The following is a 15545-nucleotide window of genomic DNA, read 5'->3' as shown; positions in this document are numbered from 1 at the left end:
GTTTCTAACTGAGTATATTGCAGTGTGATCCATCTCCCCATGCATATCGATCATAACCTATTTTTGCTCAAACTAAACTACTATAATGACATCTGCTAAAAACAAAAAAATGCTTATTGCGCTCGGCTTTGCTACGCTTATCGGCGGCACGGCCAATGCAGGCACCGTTCAAAGAGATACGGTATTAGGGCCTGTTGAAACCCAGAAGCCTAATACAGATTATAAGCCTGCTTTCCGCGGGCAAACGCGTATTGGCGGTATAAAAACCAAAACGCCTTATACGGCAACCGTTATCAACAGCGATCTTAAAAACCCATGGGGCATACACGTATTGCCCGATGGTCGTTTTATAATCACAGAAAAGGCCGGCTCCATACGCATTTTAAAAGCCAGCGGTGCTTTTGACAAGCAAGTTACCGGTTTCCCGGCGGTACTATTTAAAGGCCAGGGCGGGTTACTGGATATTACTATCGACCCGGCTTTTGCCACTAACCGAATGGTTTACTGGGGCTATGCTGAAGAAGCATCCGGCGGTTCGCTGCTGGCCATTGCGAAAGGTAAGCTGTCTGCTGACGAAACTAAATTAGAGAATGTACAAGTAATATACCGCGCAGAGCCGGCATTTAAAGGCACGCTGCAATATGGCTGCCGAATTGTGTTTGATAAGCAGGGCAACTTGTTTGTAAGCACCGGCGAGCGCAGTGGTGCTGATATCCGCATGAAGGCACAGGACTTGGGCGCAGGCATCGGCAAGGTTATCCATATTACTAAAGCGGGTAAAGCCGTTCCAGGTGGTCCGTTTGCAGGTAAGGCAGGTGCGTTGCCGGAGATCTACAGCTACGGCCACCGCAACCCTGATGGTTTGGCCTGGAACCCTGCTACCGGCGAATTATGGGAAGCAGAGTTTGGCCCACGTGGCGGCGATGAGATCAATATCATTAAGCCCGGCAAAAATTATGGCTGGCCCGTGGTTACCTATGGGATTGAATACAGCGGTGAAAAAGTTGGCGACGGCATTCAGCAAAAAGAAGGTGTTGTGCAACCTATTTACTATTGGGACCCAACTATCTCCCCGGGTGGTATTACGTTTTATACCGGTAACCTGGCCGAATGGAAAAACAATCTTTTTGTAGGCGGCCTAAGCGGCGCGCATATCGCCCGGTTAGTGATCAGAAACAATAAAGTTGTTGGGGAAGAACGGCTATTGCGCGATAAGAACGAACGATGGCGCGCATTAGTAACCGGCAAGGACGGTGCGCTATATGGCTTAACCGATAGCGGCAAAATGTATAGAATAGCTAAAAAGTAATAATAAGGCCCTGCACATCAAATGCAGGGCCTTATGCTTTAATTCCACTCATCCCTTTTGTTCATTCTGTTCAGCGTATTCACTTTATTCATTCTCGTTCATTGCTGAACAAGGCATCCTCGTTTAGTTAAATTAGTAAACAGAAACCGGTGGTTAAATCACCGGAAAAACTGCTGCTTACTACCTAAAATTTGACTGAATATGATTGACAGGGACATATTAGCCGATAAACTCGATTTTACTTACAAGAAACAGGACGATGTTGGCGAAGTAAGGCAATTGCTCGCCGTGATTGCCAATTACTGGTATCTGTTTGTCGGCGGTGTGCTGGTAAGTTTGCTGGTAGGTTTCCTGGTTATCCAATACACGCCAAAGCAATGGAATGTGATGGGTAAGATCATCATTGAGGATGAAAAGAACTCACCGTCCAAACTGCTCTCCAATGGTGTCAGCTCAGATCTGTCGTCACTTTTCGATATCAAAAGCAATTCATATAACGAGGTAAGGGTGCTGGAATCACGCAACCTGTTACGTCGCGTAATTACCCAAATGAACATCAACGTTCATTTATACGACAAAAGCGGCCTGATGAAGAAAGAGCTTTTTGATAATGCGCCTTTTAATGTTGTCCTTTCAAATAACGACATAACCCGGTCAAACAATTACAGGATAGCCGTGCTTGATAGCCAGCACTATCAATTAACGGATGCAGATAATGATATTAAGATTAAAGGAACATTTGGCGTGCCAACCAAACTGCCCGATTATTCCATTAATCTCGTTAAAACTTCATATTTCCACCCAAGCGGAGATTATAAAATTGCTGTAAAGTCTATCAAAAAAGCTGAGAATGAATTGGCTGCCAAGTTTGTTGCGTCACTCAGCGACAAGCAATCCACCGTAATTGGGGTACAGTTGGCTTATGGAAATGCCAAAAGGGGCGAACTCATCTTACAGAAATTTATGGAGCTGTACCTGCAAAACAACCTCTCAAACAAGGTGCGCATGGCCGATAGCACCATTAAATTTATCGATAGCAGGCTTAGCGTTGTAAGCGCGGAACTGGGCAAGGTAGAAAAGACACTGGAAAAATATAAGGTTAATAACAAAATATCAGACATTAACGCCCAGGCAAAAGCTTTGGTACAAGGCGCAAGCGATTACCAGCAGAAGCTAAATGAAACAGAAGTACAGCTTGCCGTGGTAAATGACCTTTACCGTTACGTAAGCAATGGGAAAAACTCGCAAGTAGTGCCAAGCTCGCTGATCACCAAAGATATGTCTTTCGGTAGCGCAATTAATTCATACAATGAGATGCTGCTTCGCCGCGAGCAGTTGAAACTAAACCTGCAGGAATCGAGCTCTATCATCAAAAACCTGGATCAGCAGATAGAAACAGCCCGCAACATGCTTTTAACCAGTTTAAAGAGTTACAAGCATAGCCTTAACATATCGCAATCTGCCATAATACGGCAAAATGCGGCCATTGGTGATAAGATTGCCGATGCACCGGTAAAGGAGAGGGTTTACCTGGATTACTCGCGGCAGCAAAGCTTAAAGCAGGACCTTTACCTTTTCTTGCTTCAAAAACGTGAGGAAACCGCCATCTCGCAAAAAGCCACTATATCTAATTGCCGCATTTTAGATAATGCTGAAAGTGATGAAGATCCCTTTGCTCCTAAAAAGTCTTTTATATATACAATTGCTTCGTTGTTCGGCTTGTTTTTGCCTGCTGCGGGCCTTGGCATCAGGCAGATAACCAACAATCGCATCAGCAAGAAAGATGATATTGAAAAGCATACCACTGTTGCTGTGCTCGGCCAGATTAGCAAGAACAATCACAAGCAAAAAATGCTGATCTACAACGAGGCTCGCACGGTGATAAGTGAAGAGATCCGCGCATTGCGTACTAATTTAAAGTACGTTACTGACGGAGGAAAATCAAACGTCATCATGTTTACCTCAAGCATGAGCGGCGAGGGCAAATCTTTCATCTCGCTAAATCTTGGTAACTCAATTGCGCTATCGGGTAAAAAAGTGGTGCTGCTTGAGCTTGACCTGCGCAAGCCTAAATTGCTGAAATACCTTGGTACACAGGCGAGCTACGGCTTTACCGATTATGTGATAACCCCTGATAAAGATTGCATTGATGATCTTATACATCCATCAACCTTCAATGAGAACTTCTATTTCATTTCATCGGGTACCATACCACCCAATCCTGCAGAGATATTGATGAGCAGCAGACTGAAGGAACTTATAGAAGAGTTACGGGTAAAATTTGACTATGTAATAATAGATACCGCGCCGGTTGGCCAGGTATCGGACGCCTTGATAATAGAAGAATTTGCCGATGTTACCTGTTATGTAATGCGCCAGAATTATACCTACAAATCGCAATTGAACATCGTGAACGATCTGCAAAAATACCGTAAGGTGAAGCAGTTATATCTCATTGTTAACGATATCGAACTCAATACCAATAACATAAGCGGTTATGGTTATGGCTATGGTAACTATAACTACACAGAGATAGAAGAGGGCAACAAGTTCTCTAATTTTATGAAAAAGCTTAGGCCTACTGTAAAATAAGTAAAGTTATGTTGCAGGTAATACAAACAGGTTTTCGCAGCTTTTTTACCAAGGGTCACGAGCGGTCATTAAGGGCGAAGAAAAATATTTTTCAGTCGTTGCTTATTAAAAGTGGCGGGGTGGTTTGCTCCTTTGCACTTATACCGCTTACCATTAGCTATGTCGGTGCAACCAATTATGGGGTGTGGTTAACGCTTAGCTCTATCATTAGCTGGGCGGCGCTTTTTGATATGGGCTTAGGTAACGGACTTAAGAACAAACTGGCGGAGGACGTTGCTTTAGGTAACTATAAAGAGGGGCAAAGTCATATAAGCTCTACTTACGCCATACTTGCCGCTATATCAGGCGTTTTGCTGGTAGCATTTTGCTTTATTAACCCATATATCAATTGGCACGGTATATTAAATGTACCCGCTAAAGAGTTGCCTAATCTTAATCATCTGGTTGCAGTCATCTTTATTTTCTTTTGCCTGCAGTTTATAGTTCAGTTGATAAATACTGTACTAACTGCAAATCAAAAGCCCGCATTACCAGCATTAATAAGTGTTTTAGGGCAGGCAGCTACTATTATCAGTGTGGTTATCCTTACCAATTTTACTGCAAGTTCCTTAACTTATTTAGTGTACGTGGTTACAGGCATACCCCTGATAATATTACTTATTGCCAGTTTTTATTTTTATAGTGGCAACTACAGATCTTTAGCGCCAACGTTTAAGTCTGTTAAGTATAAATACGCACGCCAGTTGCTATCGGCTGGCGGTGCATTCTTCATTATCCAGATAGGTACTTTGGTGTTATATGAGACAGATAACATCGTTATCACCCAATTATTCAGCCCTAAAGAGGTAACCACATTCAATATTGCATACAAGCTTTTTTCAGTTATCCTGATGGTTTTTATCATGATCATCACACCGTTCTGGAGTGCCTTTACCGAAGCATATGTAAAAAAAGACCTGGATTGGATAAGGCTAACGCTTGGCAAGATGAATAAGCTTTGGTTGGGACTAAGCCTATGTACGGTAATGTTGCTCATCTGCTCGCCGGTAATTTACAAGCTTTGGCTCGGCGATGGCGTTAGCGTTCCGTTCACGCTTTCGCTGGCTATGTGCATTTATACCATAGCGCTTATATGGCAAGCTATGTATGTGCAATTTTTAAATGGCATCAGCAAGATAAGGCTGCAATTGTACCTCAGCATTATTTGCGCGCTTATCAATATCCCGCTGTCAATATTATTAGGAAAATATTGGGGACTTGCGGGGGTTACAACATCAAACACCATCATTTTTATCATGATGGGGATAGCATTTTCGGTACAAACTAAAAAGATCATAAACGGCACGGCGGCAGGTTTGCTGGCCAGGTAGTTAGCAAAAGTATAACATGGCTTTACCATACTATATACGAAAGGCTTACAGGGGCATGCGTGTAGTTTACTACCGTGCTGCCCGCACATATTCGCACGCTATTACCACGTTTAAGTTTAACCTTAATGGGGTGCAATACCATAAGGATTTTGTTGGATTTGGTATCCCTATCCTCGATATCAATATGGATGGGAAATTCTCGATAGGGAAAAGGTTTTGGTTCAACAGCGGTAAGTACCATGCCATGGGTGGCAGGCAGCAGCAATGCTATTTTGTTGCAGCCAAAGGCGCGGAGATAAGCATTGGCGATAACGTGGGCGTTACTTCCATTGCTATTATCTGCCACAGCAAGATAAGTATCGGCAATAATGTGAAGATCGGTATCAATACGGTGATCTATGATACTGATTTCCATTCGCTGGATGCAAGGATAAGAAACCAGATCCCCGAGAGTATTGAGGGGGTGCGCTCAAAGCCCGTAACTATCATGGATGGTGCATTTATAGGTGGTCATACTACCATACTTAAAGGCGTAACTATTGGTAAAAATGCAATTGTCGGCGCGGGTTCGGTGGTTTTTAAAAGCATCCCGGATGAGCAGGTATGGGCGGGTAACCCGGCGGTATACATAAAGGATAACACGTATAATTAAAGGTTATGTCATTGAGAGTGAAGTTCTATTCTGCTTTATTACTGTTGCTGGTTGTGGCTTCTTTCTTCCACATGCAGGCTGTGGTAATAGGTGTTGCCATTATAATTATAGCAATGCCGATGGAACGCCACGTATCGGCCGTTAAACTGATAAGATTATTCGCTATTCTAATTATTCCGGTGGTGTTAGGAATGTTTGCCGGTTTTTCAAACAACAACTACCTGATATTAAAGGATTTTTACTATTTCATGCTGCCGGTACTTTTTATACTTGCCGGCATTTTACTGGCCTGTCATTTAAAGATCCATGAGTTTCTTAAAGTGCTGGTATATGCAGGATTGATCACTTCGCTGCTGGTTACCGGTATTTCTGTTTACTATATAGGTGTCGGATCTCTTACTGATCCTTACTCTGCTCACTACGCTGTCGGGATAGTTGGTACGCCCGGGCCGCCGGTAGCACTTGCAATATTATTGCTCACAAAAAAATTTAATATCAAACTGTTCAGCAGGTTTTATTTCAATCTGTTTGTGGTGGTTAATGCGTTTGGTATTTACATGTGTGCATCGCGCACCTATCTTATCATTACACTTTGTTTTGTGATGCTCTTAGTTGCCGATAAACTCAAAAGGCAATGGGTTCTTCCGGTATCATTTATAGTGGTAGTTCTGGTATCATTTGTACCGCTGGATATTTTTAAACCAACACAATCATCAACCTCTTTTATTGATAAGCTACTGGGCTCTTTTAACGAACTAAGCATCGGTAACTACAGTACCGAGGAAGACATTAACACCAAATACCGCGGCTACGAATCATTTATGGCGCTTAACCAATACATGCAGGGCGATACAAAGGATTGGATCTTCGGTGGCCTGGGTAAACTGGTAGACCTTAAAACCTTTTTGCGCCTGGGCGAGGATACCGATTATGAATTTATCCCGGTACTACATAACGGCTGGCTTTACCTGCTTATTAAAACGGGTATGCTGGGTATTGTAACCTATGCATTTGTATTTATAAGGCTTACTGTTATTAACTGGCGTAAGTATGCCAACGCAAATGGCCGGCCGGTGATCAAGCTGTTCGCTGCGCTTTCGGTAGGGTGCATACTTAGCCTTTTTCTGACCAACTATATTGTAACGGCATTTTTTAATGTGGAGATGAGTATCCTGATGGTGACCCTCGGTTTTAGTTATCTCAATTTTAACCATTTGCTTTTCATGAATGAGCAGCGCGAAACAGCCGGGCATCCATCAAACCAATTTGCTTATTAAGAGCGCCATGAATACACAAAATTACACTGCAAACCCTAAGGTAAGTATCGTTACGACGGTGCTTAACGCAGTTGATACCATAGAGCAAACCATTTTGAGTGTACTTAACCAAACCTATAAAAATATAGAGTACATCGTGATGGATGGCGGTTCAACAGACGGCACACTGGATATTATTGAAAAATATCGCGACAGGATAGCAGTAATTGTAAGTGAACCGGACAAAGGCATTGCTGATGGTTTTAATAAAGGTATAGCGCGCGCGACGGGGCAATGGATAGGCATGATAAACGCCGACGACTGGTACATGCAGGATGCAGTTGAACTGGTGATGATAAATACGTATGCCAATGATGATGTATGCTGCGCCAATTTATTGTTGATAGGTGATAATGGTTTTAAACGCATCAAGAAGAGTAAAATAGGCTGGCTTAATTACGGTATGTACATTATGCACCCTACCTGTTTTGTGAGAAATGGCGTTTACAAGGCGGTTGGGGGGTATGACCTGGCATACAAAATAGCCATGGATTATGATATGTTTTTAAGGATTAAACATGCAGGTTACAAAATAAAACACATTGACGAGCACATAGCCTGCATGCGCACCTTCGGCGTTAGTAACGATGTGAAAAAAATGCATGCCGAAGAACTGGCCGTAATGAAGCAGAACCTGTCGTGGAGTAGCTTTTTGTTAGCCGGCTTGTTTAACAAACTGAACAGGCTGCGTTGGCGCCTGTGGTATAAAGATCCCTTCCGTTCGGTTAACAAATTTGCAGCGCTTTGAAGAAAAAGCTCCTCATATCAGCTTATGCCATATCCCCAACGCGGGGGTCGGAGTATGCTGCGGCTTGGAACACGGTGACACACCTGGCCGGGGAGCATGATCTTTGGGTGCTTTACGGCATGTCTGATGATCACATGGGCGATACCCAAACGCTGAAACACTATATAGAAGACAATCCGCTCCCTGGTGTTAAATTTATTGAAGTGAAGGCCGGATGGCTCGCCAAAACCATTAATCTATTAAATAAGGCCGGTTTTGGCTGGTTCTTTTATTTTGCTTACTACTTGTGGCAGAAGCAGGCCTTGAAAGCCGCTAAGGAGTTGTTAAAAGAAGTAGCTATCGATGTTGTTCATCAGCTTGGCCCAATAGGTTTCCGGGAGCCGGGTTTCCTAAGCAAGCTTGGTAAGCCCCTGGTTTGGGGCCCAATTGGGGGAATGAAAATAGTCGATAAGCGGTTATTGGCACAACTGCCATTTAAATCCAGGATAAAGTTTACCCTTAAAAACTTCATCAACAAATATCAGCTCAGATACTCGTTACGGATCAAATTAGCATTTAAAAAAGCCGACGTATTAATAGCGGCCACGCGCTTAGGCCAGGATACTATTAGGCAATACCTTAACCGTGATAGCTATTATCTGCCCGAACAAGGTATTACAGGTGACGTTTTTCCGTGCGTAAATAAGTTTAATAATACTGCAGAACATGTACAGATGGTTTGGAGCGGCACGCTCAACGAGCGCAAAAATCTGAAAATGTGCCTGCAAGCTTTGGCTGCCCTTAAGACATACAATTGGAAGTTAAATGTTTTGGGTGACGGCCCGCTTCATGAAGCACTTAAAAAATATGCAGCAGAAAATGGTATGGCAGATAAAGTTGTTTTCCGTGGACACCTGCCACGCAAGGAGGCCGTGCGAATAATGGCGTGCTCCCATTTGCATATCATGACCAGCATTGCCGAAGACAACCCCGCCGTGATATTTGAGGCAATGAGTAACGGCGTACCCACACTTACCCTTGACCATTGCGGCATGGGCGATGTAATATGTGCTAAATGTGGTGTAAAGGTACCTGTTGACAGTTACAATAACATGCTTGAACGGATCACATCCGTAATTAACATTTTGCTCAGCAACACTCAAATATTGGCAGAAATGCATCAAACCACTCTGTTGTGTGCCAACGAACATCGTTGGGATAAACGCTTAAAAAAGCTGAATCATATATATGACGAGGCTATTGCAGTGCACCGCCAACGTAACAATTATCCTGTAGAAAGGAGGTTGAACATTGTGCAATGAGTAATACCGCCAACAAAATAAATGTAGGTATTGATGCCAAGTGGTTCTTTAGCGGGCCACCCAGCGGCAACATGGTGGTTAAGAACCTGGTAAACGAAATGATAAAGCACAACCATGATCGCTTTAATCTGCACCTATTTATACCATCGAAATTTAAAAAACAAGCGCAGGCTTTGTTCCCTCCAGATGTTAAATTGATTGGTTTACCTGGAATACCTAACCTGTTATCCAATCAGTTTCTGGTGCCGCTGGTGGCCCTGCGCCATAAACTGAAAACTGTATTATTCCAAAATTTCGCAAGCACATGGCCGGGCAAGCTGCACAAGATAGCTTACATACATGATGTTCTGTTCCTCGATTATCCGGAATATTACTCAGGTACTGAGCGGTTTTATTTTAAGCAGATGAAGCGCCTGGCTTCAAGGTCGAACACGGTTATCGCGATATCACAATCTGAGAAAGAACGTTTGCTAAGCAACAACGTCTCCGGCAGTTCAAACACAAGCGTGGTTTATCATGGCATTAATCAGAGTTTTAAACCCAAGAATTTTTACAGCAATAGTGAAGTGCAGGCAGTGGCTGATAAATTTGGGCTGCCGGCAAAATACCTGCTTTTTGTAGGTAGAGTAAATGTTCGTAAAAACCTGCTAAACCTGGTTAAGGCGTTGTTGCATATCGGCAATCAGGATATCCCACTGATAATTGCAGGGGAGCGTAATAACCTTACAGATGAATTGGAAACGTTGATCGCTCAGCATAACTTATCGCATCGTATTATTATTACCGGTCATGTGCCGGAGGCTGATCTGCAGGTGATATACGCCTGCGCAACTATTTTCTGCTTCCCATCTTATGCAGAAGGTTTTGGCTTGCCACCCTTAGAAGCTATGAAATGCGGTGTACCGGTCATCGTATCAGACCGCACCGCCATGCCCGAGGTTTGTGGGGATGCAGCAGTATATATAGATCCGGACAACCCATATGACATCGCCCGAAAAATTGATACCCTTTTAACTAACGGCGATCTGTACAACGATAAGGTTGCAAAGGGATTGCAACACGCCGAAAAGTTTGTATGGTCACGCTCGGCGCAACAGATATTAACAATAATTGAAGAAGCCGGTGTTAATTGAAAAACTGATAGCAAAACTTAAGCGCAACCCCAATTATAGATGGGAAAGCAAATATAGCACGCGCGATCTGCTGATCATCTTATCAGGCAGGGCGGGCCAGGCTTTGCGTGGCGGTTGGCTTAAACTGTTTATAAAAACGGAGGGAATAACGTTCGTGGGGGCTGGTGTAAAAGTAAAACATCCGCACCTGGTAAAGGCCGGCAAAAATCTGATATTGGAGGATGGGGTTTATCTTAACGGACTTTCTGAACAGGGCATTATGATGGGGGATAATGTGAGTATTGCCCGCAATAGCAGCATCATTTGCACCGGAGTTATCGCTCAAAAAGGTGTTGGGGTTAGCATTGGTAACAATACGGGCATAAATGCGGGCGCTTTTATTGCCGGCCAGGGTGGTGTAACCATTGGCAACGATGTGATCCTTGGCCCGGGTGTTAAAATTTTCTCAGAGAACCATGTGTTCTCAAAACCGGATATGATCATTAAAGATCAGGGCGTTATCAGGCAGGGTGTTATAATAGGTAATAATTGCTGGATAGGCGCCGCAGTTACCATTTTAGATGGCGTTGAAATTGGCGATGGTTGTGTGATAGCTGCAGGAAGCGTGGTTAACAAATCGGTACCTGCAAATTCAGTAGCTGGCGGTGTGCCCGCTAAGGTCATCAAAAGCCGCATTCTTAATCAGCAAAGCGAGATAGAACAAGTACTAAGATCAGCTTGAAATTTTATCATCAATGGCAAACAGATATCAAAAATTAAAAGGATCATGCATCTACATTTTTTGTGGAATGATATCTCTTTTGCCTTTCCACACGCTGAGGATAGGTTTGTTGAAATTATTAAAGGCAAAAATTGACCGGAAAGTGGGCCTATACAGAGGCTTTGAAGTACGCTCGCCCTGGAAGATGAATATCGGTCATGATACCATCATTGGTCATAAAGCTTTGTTAGATGCACGCATGGGTTTAAGCATTGGCAGCAATGTAAACCTTAGTAATGAGGTGATGATATGGACACTGCATCATGATTATAACAGCCCGGATTTTGCGCAGGCCGGCGCGCCCGTAATGATAGAAGATTATGCGTGGGTATGCTCAAGGGCTATCATATTACCCGGAGTTACAATTGGCAAAGGGGCGGTAGTAGCTGCGGGCGCGGTAGTTACCCGCAATGTTGCACCTTACACGGTAGTTGGCGGTACCCCTGCCAAAAAAATTGCAGATCGTAACCCTGATTTAGTTTACAATTTGGGCGAGCACATTCTTCCCATTATTTAATACCACCAAGAAATTCCGCTTTTTAAAACTCTTAGCGGGCTGCCACCAAAAATGCTTTTCTCACCGACAAGCGGTTTGGTAACCATTGAGTTTGCAGCAACAACGCAGCCGTTAGGGATAACCGCACCTTTAAGGATGGTGCATTTGCAGGCCACCCAAACGTTATCACCAATGATGATTTCTTTTGGATGATTAAATACCGTCCCGGTCTCATCAGCAATGTGGTGAAAATCCGTGTCCATCACCAGGCTTTCCCATGAGATACCGCTGTGGTTGCCGATCTGTATCTTCTTGGCTGCTACTATTGCACATTCGGTACTCATATTAAAATCATCGCCAAATATCAGTTGTGCGCCCTGGCTTACATTAAGCTTGCAGCCATGCATTATAAATGCCCGGCCGTTAAAAACAACATCGCCATGTACTTCCCATATTGCTCTTGAGCGTTTAAAATCAGCTATGCCTATTTTGCCGTAGCCTATCTGCACCAGTGCCGTTCTGATAGGGCCGTTGATAATTACCCGCCCTTTCATCTGGTGCAAAAAAACGTTGTTTGAAATAAATACCGGAAACTTGATGGCCGTTTTAAATGGAAAGTATTTAAAGTTAAAGCGGATTGTTTTCAGGTTTATCCTGGTGATGAATTTTAAAAGGTTATTCATGGGGTTAAGCTCATTATTCAAATAATTAGGCACATCGCAAAAACAGTTAAATTATAAGATGTTTTTTGCGATTTTCCCAGCCACTCAACTGTCTTAAACCGTAGCAGGCTAAAATATTCAGGGATTTAGCCGTAGTCTATTTCATTCACTCTGTTCACAGCTGTTCATTTCATTCATATCGCCCTTACAAGCGAAATTTCGCGGTTTTTTGGTGTAATATAGATTATTGATTAACACACTTTATTGCAGATACAGGTCTGATACCTAAAGGTATTTAGCAATATACACAGCTAATAATTGAACACCATGCGCATCGCTATCATCGGAACAAGAGGCATCCCCAACAACTATGGCGGGTTTGAACAATGTGCAGAATACCTGTCGGTTGGCTTGGTAAGAAAAGGGTATGACGTTACTGTTTACAACTCGCATAACCACCCTTACCAGCAAAAGGAATGGAACGGTGTTGAGATATGCCATTGTTATGATCCAGAATATAAATTAGGTACAGCCGGGCAGTTTATCTATGACCTCAACTGTATCAAAGACGCCCGCAAAAAGAATTTCGATGTTATCCTGCAATTGGGCTATACCAGCAGTTCTGTTTGGGGATGGATGCTGCCGCCACAATCTGTAATTACAACCAACATGGATGGTATGGAGTGGAACAGGGCAAAATATTCAAAAAGGGCTAAGGCGTTTTTGCGTATGGCAGAGCGCTTAGCGGTATTAACCAGCGATCACCTTATTGCCGATTCTACCGAGATACAACGCTATGTTAAAAATAAATATGGTAAAGAGCCGGTGTTTATTCCGTATGGCGCAACCTTATTTAATGATAATAATCCCACCGTATTGCTTGAGTACGGTTTAAGGCCATACCAGTATAACATGCTTATTGCCCGCATGGAACCTGAGAACAGTGTAGAGACCATATTGGATGGATATTGCCTTACCGAAAGTGAACACAAATTTTTGGTGGTTGGCAACACTAACAATGCTTTTGGCAATTACCTGGTTAAAAAGTTCAAGTTTAATCCTAACATCATATTCAGCGGTAGCATTTTCAGTGGCGATAAATTGAATAACCTCAGGTTTTATTCAAACTTGTATTTCCACGGCCACACAGTTGGTGGTACCAATCCATCCCTATTAGAAGCTATGGCATCAAATGCACTTATCTGCGCCAGCGATAATGTGTTTAACCGCGCAGTGCTTAACGAGAATGCCTGGTATTTTAACACACCTGCCGATGTAGCCCAGTACATAGATAGTATTGATAAAGGATCGGGCGCTTACAACGGCATGATCACGAACAATCGTGACAGGATAGAGAACTTTTACAGCATAGATAACATCGTTAATTCCTACGCCAATCATTTTGAGCAGATAGTGAGCGAGAGGGTCGAAAAGAGGCAGGCAAAAATTAGCGAAGGTCAGGTCACATTCAACTAAAACAAAAAGATGCCGCTCAAAAAAACTAAAAGCCTTTTCCGTTCTACCATCACCGCAGTTACTTTACTGTTGATCGGTACCTCCTGCTCCTACAAGCAAAACCAGGTGCTTTTTGAAACGCATGGGGCTGCTAACAGTACCTCTTCAATGGTCGGTTCTGCTCCTTACGAATATAAAATTCAAACACAGGATATCATCCAGATGCGTAACCTGCAGGATATCAACTATGTGGTTACCGTACCCGGCGGCGGTGGTAGTACACCAGGCGCATCTTCAAACGCGCCCCAGCCCCAAACCTACCAGGTAGAGAACGATAGCACAGTTGCCTTGCCGGTATTAGGCAAAGTTAAAATTGCAGGGCTTACCAAGCTGGAGGCTACCAAAAAGATACAGGGACTTTACGCCCGCACCGTATTGAAGAACCCGATCATCGATCTACGCATCACGAACTTAAAAGTATCCGTATTTGGAGAGGTGCGCTCACCGGGTAGCTATATGCTTACGAGCGATAAAACCAACCTGATAGATGTATTGGCACAAGCCGGCGGCTTAACTGAAAAAGGAGATGAGAAGAAGGTTAGGATAGTGCGGGGCGGAATGACAGACCCGCAGGTGCTGTTCTTTGACCTTAATGATTTTCGTACGGTATCAAACCCGGCCATTGTCCTTCAAAGCCAGGATATTATTTACGTAGCACAGAACCGGAGGGCAATAAAGAACGAGAAGATGCAGGACTTTTCTACCATAGTGCAGCCGGGACTGCTTTTTTTAAACACAGCGCTGCTAATATTTACCATAGCACGCAAGTAAAACAATTAACAGGCTTATTGAAACAAGTTTAACAACATAGTACAAAGCGTTATGGAAAGAGTTACATCCCTTAGCCGTGTCATCTCAATTTTGATCCAGGATGGTTTTTCTAACAGTTACCATCAACTGTTTAAACCGGCCCTGCGTGCTGCTTACCATAAAGAACTCACCAGGTATATGCGGCAACCCTATGCCCGCATCACGTTCCCTGCGCAAGCTAACCTATTCATCAATAACGCATTTACTTTTAACGGTTTACTGATAGAAGCCGATAATGAGAACATCTTTTACAAAAATAATTACTGGTTCCGTGCCAGTAAAAGGGCGTTTGACATTGTTTTTTCGTTGGCTGTTATCATATTCATATTAAGCTGGTTACTGCCCATCATATCGCTGTTGATCAGGCTTGAATCTAAAGGGCCGGTGATCTTTTCTCAGGAGCGCTCCTCTCGCGATAACCGGAGTTTTGACTGTTATAAGTTCCGTAGCATGTACGTGAACAAGGATTCTGATACGCTGCAAACTGCCAAAGGCGACCCCCGCATAACCAGGATAGGCGCTTTTTTAAGGAAAACCAATCTTGATGAATTGCCGCAATTTTTTAACGTGCTGATGGGCGATATGTCTGTAGTTGGCCCGAGGCCGCATATGCTCTCTCAAACGCGCGAATACTCTGAACTGATAGAGCATTTTATGATACGCCACCTGGTAAAGCCTGGCATTACCGGCTGGGCGCAGGCCAATGGCTTACGCGGGCGTACGGCAACGGTTGACGAGATGCTGAACCGTGTGGATGCCGATGTGTGGTACTTAAAAAACTGGACCTTCCTGCTGGATATGTATATCATTTTTTTAACGGTAGTATACACCCTGGCTGGTAACAAAAACGCATACTGAACCATAAATACTATAAACCTGAA

13 protein-coding genes and 1 pseudogene are annotated in these 15545 nt (G+C 43.5%); 13 read left to right on the top strand and 1 reads right to left on the bottom strand.

Going from position 1 to position 15545, the window contains the following annotated elements; all coding sequences use genetic code 11:
- The first annotated feature begins 85 nt into the window (after positions 1 to 85).
- From FPZ42_RS04555 to FPZ42_RS19465, 10 genes and pseudogenes are all read left to right on the top strand, one after another.
- Positions 86 to 1309, top strand: coding sequence for a PQQ-dependent sugar dehydrogenase (locus tag FPZ42_RS04555; RefSeq protein ID WP_261382220.1), 1224 nt, complete (start codon positions 86 to 88; stop codon positions 1307 to 1309).
- A gap of 201 nt (positions 1310 to 1510) precedes the next feature.
- The gene (locus FPZ42_RS04550; protein ID WP_146269288.1) at positions 1511 to 3901 is read left to right on the top strand and encodes a GumC family protein; all 2391 of its coding nucleotides are present in this window, start codon (positions 1511 to 1513) and stop codon (positions 3899 to 3901) included.
- An 8-nt stretch (positions 3902 to 3909) separates the two neighbouring features.
- Positions 3910 to 5271: a lipopolysaccharide biosynthesis protein gene (locus FPZ42_RS04545; protein ID WP_146269287.1), complete on the top strand. Its 1362-nt coding sequence runs from the start codon at positions 3910 to 3912 to the stop codon at positions 5269 to 5271.
- 16 nt (positions 5272 to 5287) lie between these two features.
- Positions 5288 to 5923 (top strand): acyltransferase, encoded by a 636-nt coding sequence (locus FPZ42_RS04540; RefSeq protein WP_146269286.1) that lies wholly within the window; start codon positions 5288 to 5290, stop codon positions 5921 to 5923.
- Positions 5924 to 5928: 5 nt separating this feature from the next.
- Positions 5929 to 7200 (top strand): hypothetical protein, encoded by a 1272-nt coding sequence (locus FPZ42_RS04535; RefSeq protein WP_146269285.1) that lies wholly within the window; start codon positions 5929 to 5931, stop codon positions 7198 to 7200.
- A complete protein-coding gene (locus FPZ42_RS04530; protein WP_222431537.1) occupies positions 7151 to 7987 on the top strand; it encodes a glycosyltransferase family 2 protein in 837 nt (278 codons plus the stop codon). The genes FPZ42_RS04535 and FPZ42_RS04530 overlap by 50 nt, the downstream gene beginning before the upstream one ends.
- Positions 7984 to 9288 carry a glycosyltransferase family 4 protein gene (locus tag FPZ42_RS04525; RefSeq protein ID WP_146269284.1) on the top strand — a complete coding sequence of 435 codons (1305 nt, stop codon included), beginning with the start codon at positions 7984 to 7986 and terminating at the stop codon, positions 9286 to 9288. The genes FPZ42_RS04530 and FPZ42_RS04525 overlap by 4 nt, the downstream gene beginning before the upstream one ends.
- Positions 9285 to 10421, top strand: a complete 1137-nt coding sequence (locus tag FPZ42_RS04520; protein WP_146269283.1) for a glycosyltransferase family 4 protein — start codon at positions 9285 to 9287, stop codon at positions 10419 to 10421. The genes FPZ42_RS04525 and FPZ42_RS04520 overlap by 4 nt, the downstream gene beginning before the upstream one ends.
- Positions 10411 to 11142: an acyltransferase gene (locus tag FPZ42_RS04515; RefSeq protein WP_146269282.1), complete on the top strand. Its 732-nt coding sequence runs from the start codon at positions 10411 to 10413 to the stop codon at positions 11140 to 11142. The genes FPZ42_RS04520 and FPZ42_RS04515 overlap by 11 nt, the downstream gene beginning before the upstream one ends.
- A 346-nt stretch (positions 11143 to 11488) precedes the next feature.
- Positions 11489 to 11656, top strand: a pseudogene (locus FPZ42_RS19465) (acyltransferase); the annotation flags it as partial.
- Positions 11657 to 11694: 38 nt separating this feature from the next.
- Here FPZ42_RS19465 and FPZ42_RS04505 read toward each other — a convergent pair.
- Positions 11695 to 12360 carry an acyltransferase gene (locus FPZ42_RS04505; protein WP_146269280.1) on the bottom strand — a complete coding sequence of 222 codons (666 nt, stop codon included), beginning with the start codon at positions 12358 to 12360 and terminating at the stop codon, positions 11695 to 11697.
- A 306-nt stretch (positions 12361 to 12666) separates the two neighbouring features.
- Between FPZ42_RS04505 and FPZ42_RS04500 the strand changes: the two genes are divergently transcribed.
- Genes FPZ42_RS04500 through FPZ42_RS04490 form a run of 3 tightly spaced genes read left to right on the top strand, consistent with a single transcriptional unit; the run spans position 12667 to position 15522 of the window.
- On the top strand, positions 12667 to 13815 hold the full coding sequence (locus tag FPZ42_RS04500) for a DUF1972 domain-containing protein (protein ID WP_146269279.1): 1149 nt from the start codon (positions 12667 to 12669) through the stop codon (positions 13813 to 13815).
- Positions 13816 to 13824: 9 nt separating this feature from the next.
- A complete protein-coding gene (locus FPZ42_RS04495) occupies positions 13825 to 14625 on the top strand; it encodes a polysaccharide biosynthesis/export family protein (RefSeq protein ID WP_146269278.1) in 801 nt (266 codons plus the stop codon).
- Between the two features lie 51 nt (positions 14626 to 14676).
- Positions 14677 to 15522 carry an exopolysaccharide biosynthesis polyprenyl glycosylphosphotransferase gene (locus tag FPZ42_RS04490; RefSeq protein WP_146269277.1) on the top strand — a complete coding sequence of 282 codons (846 nt, stop codon included), beginning with the start codon at positions 14677 to 14679 and terminating at the stop codon, positions 15520 to 15522.
- Positions 15523 to 15545: the final 23 nt, after the last annotated feature.

The sequence above is a fragment of the Mucilaginibacter achroorhodeus genome (assembly GCF_007846095.1).
GTDB lineage: Bacteria > Bacteroidota > Bacteroidia > Sphingobacteriales > Sphingobacteriaceae > Mucilaginibacter > Mucilaginibacter achroorhodeus.
The sequence above is the reverse complement of the archived record's forward strand: the minus strand, read 5'-3'. Positions and strand labels throughout refer to the sequence as shown.

Bases quoted from the DNA above. Each gene is read 5' to 3' on its own strand.
- FPZ42_RS04555 (WP_261382220.1), top strand. From the start codon at position 86: ATGACATCTGCTAAAAACAAAAAAATGCTTATTGCGCTCGGCTTTGCT.
- FPZ42_RS04550 (WP_146269288.1), top strand. From the start codon at position 1,511: ATGATTGACAGGGACATATTAGCCGATAAACTCGATTTTACTTACAAG.
- FPZ42_RS04545 (WP_146269287.1), top strand. From the start codon at position 3,910: ATGTTGCAGGTAATACAAACAGGTTTTCGCAGCTTTTTTACCAAGGGT.
- FPZ42_RS04540 (WP_146269286.1), top strand. From the start codon at position 5,288: ATGGCTTTACCATACTATATACGAAAGGCTTACAGGGGCATGCGTGTA.
- FPZ42_RS04535 (WP_146269285.1), top strand. From the start codon at position 5,929: ATGTCATTGAGAGTGAAGTTCTATTCTGCTTTATTACTGTTGCTGGTT.
- FPZ42_RS04530 (WP_222431537.1), top strand. From the start codon at position 7,151: ATGAGCAGCGCGAAACAGCCGGGCATCCATCAAACCAATTTGCTTATT.
- FPZ42_RS04520 (WP_146269283.1), top strand. From the start codon at position 9,285: ATGAGTAATACCGCCAACAAAATAAATGTAGGTATTGATGCCAAGTGG.
- FPZ42_RS04505 (WP_146269280.1), bottom strand. From the start codon at position 12,360: ATGAATAACCTTTTAAAATTCATCACCAGGATAAACCTGAAAACAATC.
- FPZ42_RS04500 (WP_146269279.1), top strand. From the start codon at position 12,667: ATGCGCATCGCTATCATCGGAACAAGAGGCATCCCCAACAACTATGGC.
- FPZ42_RS04495 (WP_146269278.1), top strand. From the start codon at position 13,825: ATGCCGCTCAAAAAAACTAAAAGCCTTTTCCGTTCTACCATCACCGCA.
- FPZ42_RS04490 (WP_146269277.1), top strand. From the start codon at position 14,677: ATGGAAAGAGTTACATCCCTTAGCCGTGTCATCTCAATTTTGATCCAG.